The organism is Streptomyces sp. NPDC058664, from assembly GCF_042716635.1.
In the GTDB taxonomy this organism is placed as follows: domain Bacteria; phylum Actinomycetota; class Actinomycetes; order Streptomycetales; family Streptomycetaceae; genus Streptomyces.
Window position 1 is genome coordinate 14,356 of sequence record NZ_JBHXRW010000078.1, and the last position, 15,207, is coordinate 29,562.

Genomic DNA, 15,207 nt, shown 5'->3' on the forward strand with positions numbered 1-15,207 from the left:
GGACGGATGGCCGAGTGGGAACGGCCGCGGCCGTTCCCACTCGGCCATCCGCACCGGTGACGCACCGCGACGTGCCCCCGTGCGCCCAGCACGGGGGGCCGCTCCAGCAGACCCTTGTCCGCCCGGGGCCACCAGACCCGACTCGTACGCGATGATGACCAGTTGGACCCGGTCCCGTTCCGACGGCGGTCGTGGGCCCCATGCCCCGGATGCTGTTCATGTCGGCGGCGAGCAGGCAGAGCATGCCGAGAGCGACGGCCCCGGAGGACGCGAGCACAGCGGGGCCGCAGCCGCGCAGAGCGGCGACCATGGCGTCGTACGGGCGTGGGGCGCGGCGCAGTTCCTCGCGGTAACGGGAGATCGGCAGCAGCGCGTCATCGGTACCCGCACCGAAGACGAGGATCGTCATCACGCCCGCGCTCTGGCCGGAGACGCTGATGTCGAAGCCCTGGTGGAGGGCGTGGGTGACGGCCATCGAGAGGTGGTCGGCGACACCGGCGACGACCGGCGGGACGAGCCAGAGGAAAGGGCTGCGGTAAATGACGATCAAGAGAATCGCCACGACGGCGACGGTCGTGTAGAGGAGCGGACCGTCCAGCGAGTCGTAGACCTCACTCGCGTCCGTGGCGAGGGCGCCGGGCCCGCCGACCTCGCCGCTCACGGTCTCACGGATGTCGTGGACGAAGACGTCCCTGGCCACTTCGTCCGTACCGGGTTCCGTACCGGACACGGCGTACATCAGGGTGGTGCCGTCCTCGGAAGGGACGGCCCGCGGGGGCGAGGCGAGCGCGTGCTCGGCCGCTACCTTCTTCATCTCTCCGGCGGCGGTGGCCTTGTCGGCGGCGGTCAGACCGCTCTCGCGGTGATGGACGAGCACGAGGTCGGTGGAGTCCCCACCGGGCATCTGCTCGGTGATCTTCGCGACCTGGGTCGAGTCGGCGCTCGCGGGCAGATAGTCGACGGGACGGTCGCGCTGCACGCCGCCGAGCTTTCCGGCGAGGGCGATCACGATCACCCACAGGGCCAGCACCCCCCCGGCCGACGGCCCTCCATCGGGGCTCCCTCCATCGGTCCTCTTCGGGTCGATCCCAGAGTCCCGCCGCTCGGAGGGGGTTTCATCGCACCGCAGGCCGAGTGGTGACCTACTGCCGGGGGCGGCGCACGGCCGTGACTCCTACCGGGGGAGTACGGCAGGGGCGCACGACCCGCGGACCGGGTGGCGCGTGGACGGCGAGGCCGACGTACGCGCCCGGTCGGCGGCGCCGCTCCGGAGGCAGCCGCTCCGCCGGCGCTACTCCGCCGGTGCCAGGGCTTCCGGGGCCGTCACCGTCCCGGGGGCCCTGTTCGGCGTCAGTACGGCGTACAGCGCGCCGCCCACCAGCCCCGACACCACGAAGCTGCAGTCGATCCCGCCCGTCAGGGCGAGCAGCGGCCCCTCGTACAGGGGCGTCGACACCGAGGCCAGGCCCGCCGCCGCGCCGATCGCCCAGGAGGCGGTGGCGCGCGGGTGCCAGCCCGCCGCGTACCAGTAGATCCCGCCGCGCGCACGGCGGTTGTAGACCTGGAGGGCCTCCGGGTCGTACGTCCCCGCGCACCGCGCGTGGCCGATCAGGGTGATCACCGCCCAGGGCGTGCCGATGGCCGTGAGCAGCAGGACGAAGGACGTCATCGCCGTCTGGGCGTCCGAGGCGAAGTGGCCGAGGAAGACGAAGGCGGTCGCCACCGCCGCGACCACGAGCGTGGCGCGGGCCCGGGTGGCCTTCGGCAGGATGGCGTCCAGGTCGAGCCCCATCGAGTACAGCATCAGACCGGCGTTGCCGACGGAGCCCGCGGTGGCCGCGATCAGGAGCGGGACCAGGTACCAGGCGGGGGAGGCGGCGATGAGCGGCCCGGCGTAGTCGAGCGCCCCGCGGGCCGCGAGCGCCGTGTACGTACCGAAGAGCTGGGGGACGAGCAGGCCGACCACCAGGCCGAGGGAGGTGGCCCGCCAGACCTTCGCGGAGCTGTACCGCTCGGGGGAGACGTACCGGGTGTAGTCGCCGAGCAGGGTGATGAAGGCGACCGGTCCGCTGAGGCCCGCGGCCACCGCGGAGAGCAGCCAGGTCGGCCAGAACGAGCCGAGCAGGTACGGGGTGTCCGGTACCGCCGCCGTCGTGAAGTCCCCGGCGTAGGCGACGACTCCGACGGCGAGGAGCACGGTCATGCCGACGGCGAGGGCCTTGCTCAGCCTGAGCAGCAGCCGGTAGCCGTACACCGCGGCGACCACCGTGCAGGCGGCGAGCAGCGCGTAGACGGCGGCGTGGGTGGCGCCGCCGGTCGGCAGGCCGGTCAGCCGGGCGAGCGTGCCCACCATGACGTCACCGCCGATCCAGAGGGTCAGCGCCGTGTAGCCGAGCGAGAGCAACAGGCCCACCACCGAGCCGACGAGCCGGCCGCGGACGCCGAAGAAGGCGCCGGACGAGGTGGAGAGGTTGGTGGCGGTGCGGAGCGAGACGAGCGCGAGCGGCGCGGTGACGGCGACACCGACGAGGGTGCCGGCGACGACGGAGGTGACCGAGCCCCACAGGTCGAGGCCGAAGGAGACGGGGAGCCAGCCGAAGACGATCACCCCCAGACAGAGGTTGGATCCGAGCAGGATCGCGACGAGGTCGCGGGGACCGCTGGTGCGTTCGACCTCGGGGATGGTGTCGACTCCGCGCTGTTCTATCGGCATGGGGACTCCTGGGGACGGGAGCGGCGGGGATTTAGAGTGACGCTCAATGTGACCTGTGCCTGCCGGGCGAGTCAATGCTTGGAACACAGCGTCTCAACATTTAGAGTGTCGCTCAAACAGGAGGTGTTTCGGACGTGCGACTGACCCCCACGGAACGCGACCGGCTGCTGCTCTTCGGCGCCGCCGAGCTCGCCCGCGCCCGCCGGGCCCGGGGCCTGCGGCTCAATGTCCCCGAGGCCACCGCGCTCATCGCGGACACGGTCTGCGAGGCGGCCCGCGACGGCAAACGGCTCGCCGAGGCGATCGAGGCCGCCCGCTCGGTCCTCGGCCCCGACGACGTGCTCCCCGGCGTCGCCGACGTGGTCACCGAGATCCACGTCGAGGCCGTCTTCGACGACGGCTCGCGGCTCGCGGTCGTCTCCGACCCGATCGGTGGCGACAGCCTGGGAGAGGCGGCGCCCGGCGCGCTGCTGCCCGGCCCCGGACACCCGGAGTCCGAGCCCGCGCTCACCCTCCCCGTACGGAACACGGCGACCGTCCCCGTGAGCGTCACCTCGCACTTCCACTTCTTCGAGGTCAACCCGCGCCTCGACTTCGACCGGGCCGCCGCCTACGGCATGCGGCTCGCCATCCCGGCCGGCGCCTCCTTCCGCTTCGACCCGGGCGGCGCGGCCGAGGTCGGGCTCGTGCCGATCGGCGGCGCCCGCGTCGCCGTCGGCTTCGCGGGCCTGGTCGACGGCCCGCTGGACGCGCCCGGCGCGAAGGAAGAGGCACTGCGGCGCGCGGCGGCCTGCGGTTACCTGGGCGTCACCGCCGACGTCCCGTCCGACGAGGAGGGCAACTGATGGACCCGTACGAGTACGCATCCGTGCACGGCCCGCGCGCCGGCGACCGCGTCGTCCTGGGCGACTCCGGGCTCGTCGTCCGGGTCGAGTCGGACTCCCAGAAGCCGGGCGACGAGTTCCTGGCCGGCTTCGGCAAGACGGCCCGCGACGGACTGCACCTGAAGGCCGCCGCCGTCCGCGAGACCTGCGACGTCGTCATCAGCAACGTCCTGGTGATCGACGCCGTCCTGGGCATCCGCAAGGTGTCCATCGGCATCCGCGAGGGCCGGATCCACGCGATCGGCCGGGCCGGCAACCCCGACACCCTCGACGGCGTCGACGTCGTCGTCGGCACCGGCACCTCGATCGTCTCCGGCGAGGGCCTCATCGCCACCGCCGGAGCCGTCGACACCCACGTCCACCTGCTCTCCCCCCGGATCATGGAGGCCTCGCTCGCCAGCGGCGTCACCACGGTCATCGGCCAGGAGTTCGGCCCCGTGTGGGGCGTCGGCGTCAACTCGCCCTGGGCCCTGCGCCACGCGTTCAACTCCTTCGACGCCTGGCCCGTCAACATCGGCTTCCTCGCCCGCGGCTCCTCGTCGGACCCGGCGCCCCTCGTCGAGGCGCTCGCCGAGGGAGGGGCGTCCGGCTTCAAGGTCCACGAGGACATGGGCGCCCACACCCGCGCCCTGGACACCGCCCTCCGGGTCGCCGAGGAGCACGACGTCCAGGTCGCCCTGCACAGCGACGGCCTCAACGAGTGCCTGTCCGTGGAGGACACCCTCCGCGTCCTGGACGGCCGTACGATCCACGCCTTCCACATCGAGGGCTGCGGCGGTGGACACGTGCCCAACGTCCTGAAGATGGCGGGCGTGCCGAACGTCATCGGCTCCTCCACCAACCCCACCCTGCCCTTCGGCCGCGACGCGGTCGCCGAGCACTACGGGATGATCGTCTCCGTCCACGACCTGAAGACCGACCTCCCCGGCGACGCCGCCATGGCGCGCGACCGGATCCGGGCCGGGACGATGGGCGCGGAGGACGTCCTGCACGACCTCGGCGCGATCGGGATCACCTCCTCCGACGCGCAGGGGATGGGAAGGGCCGGCGAGACCGTACGCCGGACCTTCGCCATGGCCGGGAAGATGAAGGCCGAGCTCGGACCCATGGAGGGCGACGGCGCGCACGACGACAACGCGCGCGTGCTCCGCTACCTGGCCAAGCTCACCATCAACCCGGCGATCGCCCACGGCCTCGCGCACGAGATCGGCTCGATCGAGGCCGGGAAGCTGGCCGACATCGTGCTGTGGCGGCCCGAGTACTTCAGTGCCAAGCCGCAGTTGGTGCTCAAGTCCGGCTTCCCCGCGTGGGGGGTCGTGGGCGATCCCAACGCCGCCACCGACACCTGCGAACCGCTCGTCCTCGGACCGCTGTTCGGCGGGCACGGCGCCACGGCCGCCGACCTCTCGGTCGCGTTCGTCGCCCAGGCCGCCGTCGACCTCGGCGCCGACAAGATGCCGACCCGGCGCCGCCGCGTCCCCGTGCGCGGCACGCGCGGCATCGGCCCCGCGGACCTGCTGCTCAACTCGCGGGTCGGAGACGTCCAGGTCGACGACCGTACGGGCCTCGTCTCCCTCGACGGGTCCCCGATCCGCTCCGAGGCGGTCGAATCCGTCTCCCTCAACCGCCTCTACTTCCTCTGACCTCGCTTAGGACTCTTCGATGACCTACCGCATGCCCGCCGAGTGGATGCCGCACGAGCGCACCTGGATGGCCTGGCCCAGCACCAACCCCACCTTCACCAACGAGGACGAGCTGGCCGAGGCCCGCGCCGCCTGGGCGTCGGTGGCCCGCGCCGTCCGCCGCTTCGAGCCGGTGACGATGGTGGTCGCCCCCGGCGACGCGGATTCGGCCGCCGCGCTCCTCGGCCCGGAGATCGACCTGGTCGAGCGGGACCTCGACGACGCCTGGATGCGGGACATCGGCCCGACCTTCGTCACGAACGGCACCGAACTGGCGGCCGTGGACTGGGTGTTCAACGGCTGGGGCGCCCAGGACTGGGCCCGCTGGGAACACGACTCCAAGATCGCCCGCCATGTCGCGGACCTCGCGCAGGTCACCGTACTGCCGTCGCCCCTCGTCAACGAGGGCGGCGCGATCCACGTCGACGGCGAGGGCACGGTCCTTCTCACCGACACCGTGCAGCTCGGCTCCGGCCGCAATCCCGAGTGGACCCGCGAGCAGGTCGAGGCCGAGATCCACGCCAAGCTCGGCACCACCAAGGCCATCTGGCTCCCCAACGGCCTCACCGGCGACTACGGCCTCTACGGCACCCAGGGCCACGTCGACATCGTCGCCGCCTTCGCCCGTCCCGGCACGGTCCTCGTCCACAGCCAGCAGGACCCGGCCCACCCCGACTACGAGCGGTCCCGGATGTACGTGAACATCCTGCGCGGCCAGACCGACGCCCAGGGCCGCCCCCTGGAGGTCGTCGAGATCCCCGCCCCGACCGTCCTCAAGGACGAGGAGGGCGACTGGGTCGACTACTCGTACATCAACCACTACCTGTGCAACGACGGCGTCGTCCTCTGCGCCTTCGACGACCCCCACGACGAGCTGGCGGCCGAGATCTTCCGCCGCCTCTTCCCGGAGCGCGAGGTCGTCCTCGTCGACGCGCGGACGATCTTCGCAGGTGGGGGCGGCATCCACTGCATCACCCAGCAGCAGCCGAAGATCTGAGCCGGGCGGGCATGCGGTAGAACGTACGAGTGAGTCAGAGCAGCAGCCCGCCGCCCCATCCCCGCCGGCGCAACCAGGCCGCCCCGCCCCGCGAGGAGCTTCTCGCCGCCGCCATGGGCACGATCGCCGAGCGGGGGCTCGACGGGCTCACCATGGCCGGGCTCGGGCGGCAGGTCGGGATGAGCAGCGGGCACCTGCTCTACTACTTCCGCACCAAGGACGAACTGCTGCTCCAGACCCTGGAGTGGAGCGAGGGGCGGCTCGGGGCCGAGCGGAGCGCGCTGCTCTCCCGGCCCGGGACCGCGCGCGAGCGGCTCGACGGGTACGTCGACGTGTACGTGCCCGTCGGGCCGCGCGATCCGCACTGGACGCTGTGGCTGGAGGTCTGGAACCGGTCACAGAACGCCGACGACGACGCCCGTGCCCGCCAGGCCGCCATCGAGGGGGCCTGGCACCGGGACCTCGTCGCGATCCTCGCCGAGGGGGTCTCGCGCGGGGAGTTCCGGCCGGTCGACCCGGACCGGTTCGCCACCCGGATGCGCGCCCTGCTCGACGGCTTCAGCGTGCACGTCGCCGTCGGCATCCCGGGTACGGGGCGGGATCAAGTCATCGCGCACGTACGGGAGTTCATCGACCAGGACCTGCTGCCGCGACCGTAACGCACGTAAGTACACCCGATCGTTGCGCGCTGTGGCCTTGTTGCCCGTGGGGGATCTCCGGCACGGTTCTCGCCCATGGGACGAGAGCACTGGAAGAAGATCTGGGTCGGATCCGCGGGCAACATGGTCGAGTGGTTCGACTGGTTCGTGTACGCGAGCTTCGCCACCTACTTCGCGGGAGCGTTCTTCCCCGAGAGCAACGACACCGCCAGACTCATGAACACCGCCGGCATCTTCGCCGTCGGCTTCTTCATGCGGCCCGTCGGCGGCTGGCTCCTCGGCCGGGTCGGCGACCGCAAGGGCCGCAAGGCCGCCCTCACCCTCACCGTCACCCTCATGTCCGCCTCCGCGCTCCTCATCGCGATCGCGCCCACCTACGCGGTCGCCGGGTACGGCGGCGCCGCCGTCCTCCTGGTCGCCCGCCTCCTCCAGGGGCTCTCCGTCGGCGGCGAGTACGCCGCCAGCGCCACCTACCTCACCGAGGCCTCGGCGCCGAAGCACCGCGGCTTCGCCTCCAGCTTCCAGTACGTCTCGATGACCGCAGGCCAGGTGCTCGGCCTCGGCCTGCTGATCGTCCTCCAGCGGACGATGTCCGACGCGGCCCTGCACAGCTGGGGCTGGCGCGTCCCCTTCGTCATCGGCGCCCTCGGCGCGGCCGTCGTCTTCTACCTCCGCCGCACCATGCTGGAGACCGAGGTGTACGAGGAGACCGCCGACGACGCGGTCGCGGGCGACCGGAAGGGCACCCTCACGGCCCTCTGGGCGCACCGGCGCGAGGCCTTCCTCGTCGTCGCGCTCACCATGGGCGGGACCGTGGCGTACTACACGTACACCACCTACCTCACCAAGTACCTCTCCAACTCCGCCGGACTCCCCAAGCAGACCGCGACCCTGGTCTCCTTCTGCGCCCTGATCGTCTTCGCCTGCCTCCAGCCGCTGGCCGGGGCGCTCTCCGACCGGATCGGCCGCCGCCCGCTCCTCATCACCTTCGCGGTCGGCTCCACGCTCCTCACCGTGCCGATCATGACGATGCTGAAGCACGCGGGCTCCTTCTGGCCGGCCCTCGGGCTCTCCCTGCTCGCGCTCCTCGTCATCACCGGTTACACCTCGATCAACGCCTGCGTGAAGGCCGAGCTCTTTCCCACCGGCATCCGCGCCCTCGGCGTCGCCCTGCCGTACGCGATCGCCAACGCCCTCTTCGGCGGCACCGCCGAGTACGTGGCCCTCTGGTTCAAGGACGCGGGCATCGAGTCGGGCTTCTTCTGGTACGTGGCGGGCTGCGCGGCCGTCTCCCTGGTCGTCTACCTCACGATGCGGGAGACCCGCGACATCGACCTGGGCCGGGTCGGCGCGGCCGGCTCCGCCGCGCCCGGCCGGAAGCGGGACCAGCTGCCCGTATCGTGAGACCGCCGTCCCGCTGACGTCCGACCTGTGCCAGACTTCCGGCGTGCTTGCTACCACGATGATTATCGGCAGCGGCGCGCCGGTCCGCAGTGGCCACTGAACCGCGGCACAACCCCCGCGGCAGTGGACACCGTGCCCCAGACCCGCGCGCAGACCTCTCGCACCCGCGAGGGGTTTTTTCTTTTTCCGGCCCCACCACCGCCGGAAACGGACGACGCGTGAGAATGGGGGCAAGTGGATCCAGACCTTCCGGAGCCACATCCGACAGGAGCCATCACAGTCATGACCACGGAGAACGCCGAGAGCTCACGCCTCGACGACAGCTTCCATGTCTTCGACACGACGCTGCGCGACGGGGCGCAGCGTGAAGGCATCAACCTCACCGTCGCGGACAAGCTGACCATCGCCCGACACCTCGACGAGTTCGGTGTGGGCTTCATCGAGGGCGGGTGGCCCGGCGCCAATCCGCGCGACACGGAGTTCTTCGCCCGCGCCACCCAGGAGATCGCGTTCAAGAACGCGCGGCTCGTGGCCTTCGGCGCCACCCGCAGGGCGGGCGGCGTCGCCGCCGAGGACCCGCAGGTCAAGGCCCTCCTGGACTCCGGCGCCCCGGTCATCACCCTGGTCGCCAAGTCGCACGACCGGCACGTCGAGCTCGCCCTGCGCACCACTCTCGACGAGAACCTGGAGATGGTCCGCGACACCGTCGCCCACCTGCGCTCCCAGGGCCGCCGCGTCTTCGTCGACTGCGAGCACTTCTTCGACGGCTACAAGGCCAACCCCGACTACGCCAAGGCCGTCGTGCGCGCCGCGCACGAGGCCGGCGCCGACGTCGTCATCCTCTGCGACACCAACGGCGGCATGCTCCCCGCCCAGATCCAGGCCGTCGTCGCCACCGTCCTCGCCGACACCGGCGCCCGCCTGGGCATCCACGCCCAGGACGACACCGGCTGCGCCGTCGCCAACACCCTCGCCGCCGTCGACGCGGGCGCCACCCACGTCCAGTGCACCGCCAACGGCTACGGCGAGCGGGTCGGCAACGCCAACCTGTTCCCCGTCGTCGCGGCCCTGGAGCTCAAGTACGGCAAGAAGGTGCTGCCCGACGGCGCCCTCGCCGAGATGACCCGGATCTCGCACGCCATCGCCGAGGTCGTCAACCTGACGCCCTCCACCCACCAGCCCTACGTCGGCGTCTCCGCCTTCGCGCACAAGGCCGGACTCCACGCCTCCGCGATCAAGGTCGACCCCGACCTCTACCAGCACATCGACCCCGAGCTGGTCGGCAACACCATGCGGATGCTCGTCTCCGACATGGCCGGCCGCGCCTCCATCGAGCTCAAGGGCAAGGAGCTCGGCGTCGATCTGGGAGGCGACCGCGAGCTCGTCGCCCGCGTCGTCGAGCGGGTCAAGGAGCGCGAACTCCAGGGTTACACGTACGAGGCCGCCGACGCCTCCTTCGAGCTGCTCCTGCGCGAGGAGGTCGAGGGCCGCGCCCGCCGCTACTTCCGTACGGAGTCCTGGCGCGCGATCGTCGAGGACCGCCCCGACGGCACCCACGCCAACGAGGCCACCGTCAAGCTCTGGGCCAAGGGCGAGCGGATCGTCGCCACCGCCGAGGGCAACGGCCCCGTCAACGCCCTCGACCGGGCGATGCGGCTCGCCCTGGAGCGGATCTACCCGCAGCTGGCCAAGTTCGAGCTGGTCGACTACAAGGTCCGCATCCTGGAGGGCCGCCACGGCACCGAGTCCACCACCCGCGTCCTGATCACCACCAGCGACGGCAACGGCGAGTGGTCGACGGTCGGCGTCGGCGAGAACGTGATCGCCGCCTCCTGGCAGGCCCTGGAGGACGCCTTCACGTACGGCGTACTGAGGGCCGGGGTCGACCCCGCCGAGTAATCCGATCGACCCCCTATGTCTTGTTTGTTGCCATTCGGGTAGCTTCAAGACATGAGGACCAGGCCGCTCTCCACCCTGTCGGCCCTCGCCGGGCTGATACTGCTCCTGCTCCTGGCCCTGGCACCCTCCTCGGGCGCCAGGGCCACGGGGATACCCGACGCGGCCGCCGCCCTGAAGCAGGGCCCGGTGTACGTCGACCCGGGTGCCGCCGACCAGCTGTCGAAGGCCGACGCGGACGCCCTCGCCCAGAAGATCAAGGACGCGGACAAGCCGCTCTTCGTGGCCGTCCTGCCGGCGAACGCCCAGTTCCCGCCGAACGGCCTCATCGACAACCTGCGCGCCCAGACGGGTGCCGCGGGCCTGTACGCGGTGCACCTCGGTGACCGTTTCGACGCGGGTTCCGACCCCTCCGTGATGTCCCCCGCGGCCGCGCAGAACCTCGCCGCCTCGGTGAGCCGGCCCGGCGCCGACGCGGCCGCCGAACTCAACGACTTCGTCGACCAGGCCCTGCCCGCCCTGCGCGGCTCCGCCCCCGCCTCCTGGGGCTCCGTCGGCACCGACTCCGGCGTCCCCGTGGCCGGACTCGTCACCCTCGGCGCCGTCGTCGCCGCCTCGGGCGCGGGCGCCTACGCGGTCGTCCGCCGCAACCGGCTCCGCAAGGAGGCCGAGGAACGGGCCGCCCTCGACAAGCTGAGGGTCGTCGTCGACGAGGACATCACCGCCTTCGGCGAAGAGCTCGAACGCCTCGACTTCCACCCCGCCGAGCCCGGCGCCGACGACGCCATGCGCGGCGACTACGAACGTGCCCTCGACTCGTACGACAAGGCCAAGTCCCTCATGGCCTCCGCCGCCCACCCCCACGACGTCCGCGCCGTCACCCAGGCCCTGGAGGAAGGCCGCTACTCCCTCGCCGTCCTCGCCGCCCGCCGCGAGTCCCGCCCGCTCCCCGAGCGCCGCGCGCCCTGCTTCTTCGACCCGCGCCACGGCCCCTCCACCGAGGACCGCACCTGGACCCCGGCCGGCGGCACCACCCGGCAGGTTCCGGTCTGCGCCGCCGACGCGGCCCGTCTCGACGACGGCCTCGACCCGCTGGCCCGCACGGTCGACGCCGACGGCGTCCGCCGCCCCTACTGGGAGGCGGGCCCGGCGTACGGCCCCTGGGCGGGCGGCTACTTCGGCGGCGGCATCCTCCCCGGCCTCCTGATGGGCACGCTCCTCGGCTCGATGCTCGCGACCCCGGCCTACGCCTCCGAGTACGGCGGCGGCGACTTCTCCGGCGGCGACTTCGATGCCGGTGACTTCGGCTCCGGAGACTTCGGAGGCGACTCGGGCGGCTTCGGCGGCGGCGACTTCGGCGGCGGGGGAGGCTTCGACGGCGGAGGCGGCTTCGACGGCGGAGGCGGCTTCTAGGGCCCCGGGCACCAGGCACCCCCTGTGGCCACCCCCGGTGCTCAGACCAGCGGCTTCACCGACATCAGCAGATGGCGGTGGGCCGCGGCCGGGCCTTCGGTGAGGAGGGCGCGCTGGCCGGGACCCAGCAGGTGGAAGTGGACCTCGGGGGAGTCCAGAGCGGTGAGGGCGTCCAGGAGGTAGCCCGGGTTGAAGGCGACCGTCAGGGTGTCGGGGCCCGTGAGGGTGGACGGAAGGCGCTGCGAGGCGATGTCGTCCTCGTACCCCGCCTGGAGGTGGAGCGCGTCGGCGGTGAAGGTCAGCTGGACCGGGCTGTCGCCCTCGGCGACGACCGCGACCCGCTTGACGGCCTCGGTCAGCGGGACCCGGTCCGTGGCCGCGAGGGCGTGGTCGCCGAGGGCGAAGAGCTTGTCGTGGCGGGGGAGGCGCCCGTCGAGCAGCCGGGTGGTGGTGCGCAGGCCGGCGCTCTCGAAGCCGATCGAGCCGTCGTCCAGGGCGAGCCGCGCCGGACCGCCGCCCGCGAGGGAGCGGGCGATCTCGGTGAGGCGGCGGGCGGGGACGACCACGTCCGCGTCCTCCGCGGCCGCCTCGGCCGCCGGCTTCCACTCCAGGGTCCGGACGGCGTAGCGGTAGCGGTCGGTGGCGGCCAGCGTCATGGTCGTCCCGGCCAGGGCGAGCCGTATCCCGGTCAGGACGGGCAGCGAGTCGTCACGGCCCGCCGCCACCGCCACCTGGCCGACCGCGGCGGCGAAGGCGTCCCCGTCCACCAGACCGCGGACCTGGGGCAGCACGGGCGGGGCGGGGTAGTCGTCGAGCGGCAGCAGGGAGAGGCCGAAGCGGGCGTCGCCGGAGGTCACCGAGAGGCGGGCGCCCTCCACGGCGAACTCCACGCGGCCCCAGGGGAGCACCTTGCAGATGTCGAGCAGCCGCCGTCCCAGGACCAGGACCCGGCCCTCGACGTCCGTGTCGGCCTCCAGCTCGACACGGGCCGAGGCCTCGTGGTCGAGACCGGAGACCCGCAGCCGGCCGGCCGCCGACTCCAGGAGCAGGCCGCCGAGGACGGGCATGGGGGAGCGGGCCGGCAGGACGCGCGCGGCCCAGGCCACGGCGTCGGTCAACGCACCGCTGTCGATACGGAATTCCATGCCGCCGACGCTAGCCGCCCCCACTGACAAGGGCGTTGACCAGCGGTTTCAGATGTTCTTCGGCGAGTCGGGAAGGGAAACGGGCGGCTGATCGTTCTCCTCTCCGAACGTGAACGATGGGGGAGCAGCGCGATGAGTGACGTCCACGGCACGGTGGAGCCCGGATTCGAGTCCGTACGGGAGGAGTTCGCCACCGTCGTGGCGAACGAGGCACGCGACGGCGGGGCGCAGCTCGCCGTCCACCACCACGGCCGGCTCGTCGTGGACCTGTGGGGTGGCGACGGGGTCGACGGGGACTCGCTCCTCGGTCTCTACTCCTCGTCCAAGGGGGCCATGGCCCTGGTCACCGCCCTCCTCGTCCAGGACGGCGCCCTCGACCTGGACCGCGCCGTCGCCTCCTGGTGGCCCGAGTTCGCCGCCGAGGGGAAGGGAGAGCTCACCCTGCGCCAGCTGCTCGCCCACCGTTCCGGCGTGATCGGCACCGACGGCGGGTTCAGCGCCGACGAGCTCGCCGACGACCGGGCGATCGCCGCGCGGCTCGCCGGACAGCGGCCCTTCTGGGAGCCGGGCACCGGCCATGGCTACCACGCCCTCGTGATCGGCGCCCTGGTCGGCGAGGTGGTCCTGCGGGCCACCGGCCGGACGGTCCGGGACCTGTTCGAGGAGCGGGTCCGCGCCCCGTACGCGCTCGACTACTACCTGGGGCTGCCCGAGGAGCTGGAGCCGCGCTTCCGTACGGCCCTGCCGATGCTGCCCACGCCCGCGGAGCAGGCGTTCCTCGCGGCGAACCCGATCGCGCCGGACAGCCTCATGGCCATCGGCTTCAACCTCCACGCGGACCCGCCGTTCGACGACCTCGACTACGCGAACTCCCGTACGTTCCGGGAGCGGGCGCCGCTCTCCGGCGGCGGCACCGGCTCCGCGCGCGGCCTCTCCCGGATGTACGCGACGATCGCCGGCGAGCTCGACGGGCGCGCCCCGCTCCTGAAGCCGGACACGCTGGCGGAGTTCGCCCGGATCCACTCCCGGGGCACCGACCTCGTGACGGGCGCGGAGAACGCCTTCGGCCTCGGCTTCGTCCCGATGGCCACCCGCTACCCCTCCCTCGGTCCGGCCGCCGTCGGCCACAGCGGCGCCCCCGGCTCCCAGGCCTTCGCCGACCCGGCGACCGGCCTCGCGTACAGCTACACCCGCCGCCGCTTCGGCTTCATGTCGGGCCCGGGCGCGGCCGAGAACAACCGCCTGGTCCCGGCGGTGGTCGAGGCGGCGAGCCGCCTCTGAGGAACCACCGGAGACGGCGAGCCGCCTCCGACAAGTCGCCGGGGACGCCGAGCCGCCCCGTAAGTCACCGGGGACGCCGAGCCGCCCCGTAAGTCACCGGGGACGCCGAGCGCCCGCCTTCCGCTGTCGCGGAGGGCGGGCGCGCTCGTGTGTCGTCCGGAGGGAGGCCGGGCTCAGGCGGCGTTCTTGATCGCGGAGATGTCGAAGTTCAGCTTGACCTTGTCGCTGACCATCACGCCGCCGGTCTCCAGGGCCGCGTTCCAGGTCAGGCCCCACGCGGAGCGCAGGATCTCGGCGGAGCCCTCGAAGCCGACGCGCTCGTTGCCGTAGACGTCCGTGGCGGTGCCGTTGAACTCCAGGTCGATGGCGAGCGGCTTGGTGACGTCCTTGATGGTCAGGTCGCCGGTGATCCGGTACTTGTCGCCGCCCAGCTGCTCGGCCGCCGTGGAGCGGAAGCTCATCAGCGGGAACTGCTCGGCGTCGAAGAAGTCGCCGCTGCGGAGGTGGCCGTCGCGGTCGGCGATGCCCGTGTCGATGGAGGCGATCCTGACGTCGATGGAGGCGGTGGAGTCGCCCGGGTTCGCGCCGTCCAGCTTCAGCGCGCCCTCGTGCTCGGCGAAGGTGCCGCGCACGTTGGTGACCATGGCGTGGCGGACGGTGAAGCCGATGCTGCTGTGCGCCGGGTCGATGGTGTAGTCGCCGGTCAGGGCGGCCAGGGCCGGGTCGACCGGGAGGGTGGCGACGGCGACGGCGGACTCGTTGCTCTTGCGGTTGAACAGACCCATGACGTTCTCCTTGTCGGTGGCGATCCATGTCGTTGGTTGAACCTTCAACGAGAACGACTGTAACCCTATTCCGTTCAACATTCAACATCCCTGGAGGATGTTCATCCGGACGGCGTCACAAGGACCCCGACGCCCTCTGGCGGACGCGCGTAGAACTGCGGCATCATCCCCGTGCGAGACGAGCACCTGAACCACCTGCACCTCAGGACCATCCCCCGTCACGGTCACCAGCAGGAGGCACTCCCCATGAAGCTCCGGTCCGTCCTGACCGCCCTGGCCCTCGTCCTCGGCGCCCTCTTCGCCCCCGGCGTGGGCGTCCTCACCGCCGCCGGCGAGGCCCACGCGGTC

General features: G+C 72.2%; 11 protein-coding genes and 1 pseudogene. 8 read left to right on the plus strand and 4 right to left on the minus strand.

Features of this window, described 5'->3' with window-relative positions:
• Window positions 1-178: 178 nt before the first annotated feature.
• A pseudogene (locus ACFWUY_RS36780) lies at window positions 179-1,030 on the minus strand (MMPL family transporter); the annotation flags it as partial.
• A gap of 261 nt (window positions 1,031-1,291) precedes the next feature.
• Window positions 1,292-2,713 carry a cytosine permease gene (locus tag ACFWUY_RS36785; RefSeq protein WP_384120375.1) on the minus strand — a complete coding sequence of 474 codons (1,422 nt, stop codon included), beginning with the start codon at window positions 2,711-2,713 and terminating at the stop codon, window positions 1,292-1,294.
• A 134-nt stretch (window positions 2,714-2,847) separates the two neighbouring features.
• On the opposite strand from ACFWUY_RS36785, the gene ureA reads away from it, so the two are divergent.
• From ureA to ACFWUY_RS36820, 7 genes are all read left to right on the plus strand, one after another.
• On the plus strand, window positions 2,848-3,558 hold the full coding sequence (gene ureA, locus ACFWUY_RS36790) for an urease subunit gamma (RefSeq protein ID WP_384120378.1): 711 nt from the start codon (window positions 2,848-2,850) through the stop codon (window positions 3,556-3,558).
• On the plus strand, window positions 3,558-5,240 hold the full coding sequence (locus tag ACFWUY_RS36795) for an urease subunit alpha (RefSeq protein WP_384120381.1): 1,683 nt from the start codon (window positions 3,558-3,560) through the stop codon (window positions 5,238-5,240). The genes ureA and ACFWUY_RS36795 overlap by 1 nt, the downstream gene beginning before the upstream one ends.
• Before the next feature lie 19 nt (window positions 5,241-5,259).
• Window positions 5,260-6,276: an agmatine/peptidylarginine deiminase gene (locus ACFWUY_RS36800; RefSeq protein ID WP_384120384.1), complete on the plus strand. Its 1,017-nt coding sequence runs from the start codon at window positions 5,260-5,262 to the stop codon at window positions 6,274-6,276.
• 29 nt (window positions 6,277-6,305) lie between these two features.
• Window positions 6,306-6,935: a TetR/AcrR family transcriptional regulator gene (locus ACFWUY_RS36805; RefSeq protein ID WP_384120386.1), complete on the plus strand. Its 630-nt coding sequence runs from the start codon at window positions 6,306-6,308 to the stop codon at window positions 6,933-6,935.
• Between the two features lie 75 nt (window positions 6,936-7,010).
• Entirely contained in the window at window positions 7,011-8,339 is a 1,329-nt protein-coding gene (locus ACFWUY_RS36810; RefSeq protein ID WP_384120388.1) for an MFS transporter, read from the plus strand.
• A gap of 282 nt (window positions 8,340-8,621) precedes the next feature.
• Window positions 8,622-10,238, plus strand: a complete 1,617-nt coding sequence (gene cimA, locus ACFWUY_RS36815) for a citramalate synthase (RefSeq protein ID WP_384120390.1) — start codon at window positions 8,622-8,624, stop codon at window positions 10,236-10,238.
• A gap of 51 nt (window positions 10,239-10,289) precedes the next feature.
• A complete protein-coding gene (locus tag ACFWUY_RS36820; protein ID WP_384120392.1) occupies window positions 10,290-11,648 on the plus strand; it encodes a hypothetical protein in 1,359 nt (452 codons plus the stop codon).
• A 41-nt stretch (window positions 11,649-11,689) separates the two neighbouring features.
• On the opposite strand, the gene dnaN is transcribed toward ACFWUY_RS36820, so the two are convergent.
• Window positions 11,690-12,793 carry a DNA polymerase III subunit beta gene (dnaN, locus tag ACFWUY_RS36825; RefSeq protein WP_384120394.1) on the minus strand — a complete coding sequence of 368 codons (1,104 nt, stop codon included), beginning with the start codon at window positions 12,791-12,793 and terminating at the stop codon, window positions 11,690-11,692.
• 132 nt (window positions 12,794-12,925) lie between these two features.
• Here dnaN and ACFWUY_RS36830 point away from each other — a divergent pair, with 132 nt between their 5' ends.
• Complete coding sequence (locus tag ACFWUY_RS36830) at window positions 12,926-14,074, plus strand: serine hydrolase domain-containing protein (protein ID WP_384120396.1); 1,149 nt, start codon at window positions 12,926-12,928, stop codon at window positions 14,072-14,074.
• A 173-nt stretch (window positions 14,075-14,247) separates the two neighbouring features.
• Here ACFWUY_RS36830 and ACFWUY_RS36835 read toward each other — a convergent pair whose 3' ends face one another.
• Window positions 14,248-14,859 carry a YceI family protein gene (locus tag ACFWUY_RS36835; protein WP_384120398.1) on the minus strand — a complete coding sequence of 204 codons (612 nt, stop codon included), beginning with the start codon at window positions 14,857-14,859 and terminating at the stop codon, window positions 14,248-14,250.
• Between the last annotated feature and the right edge of the window lie 348 nt (window positions 14,860-15,207).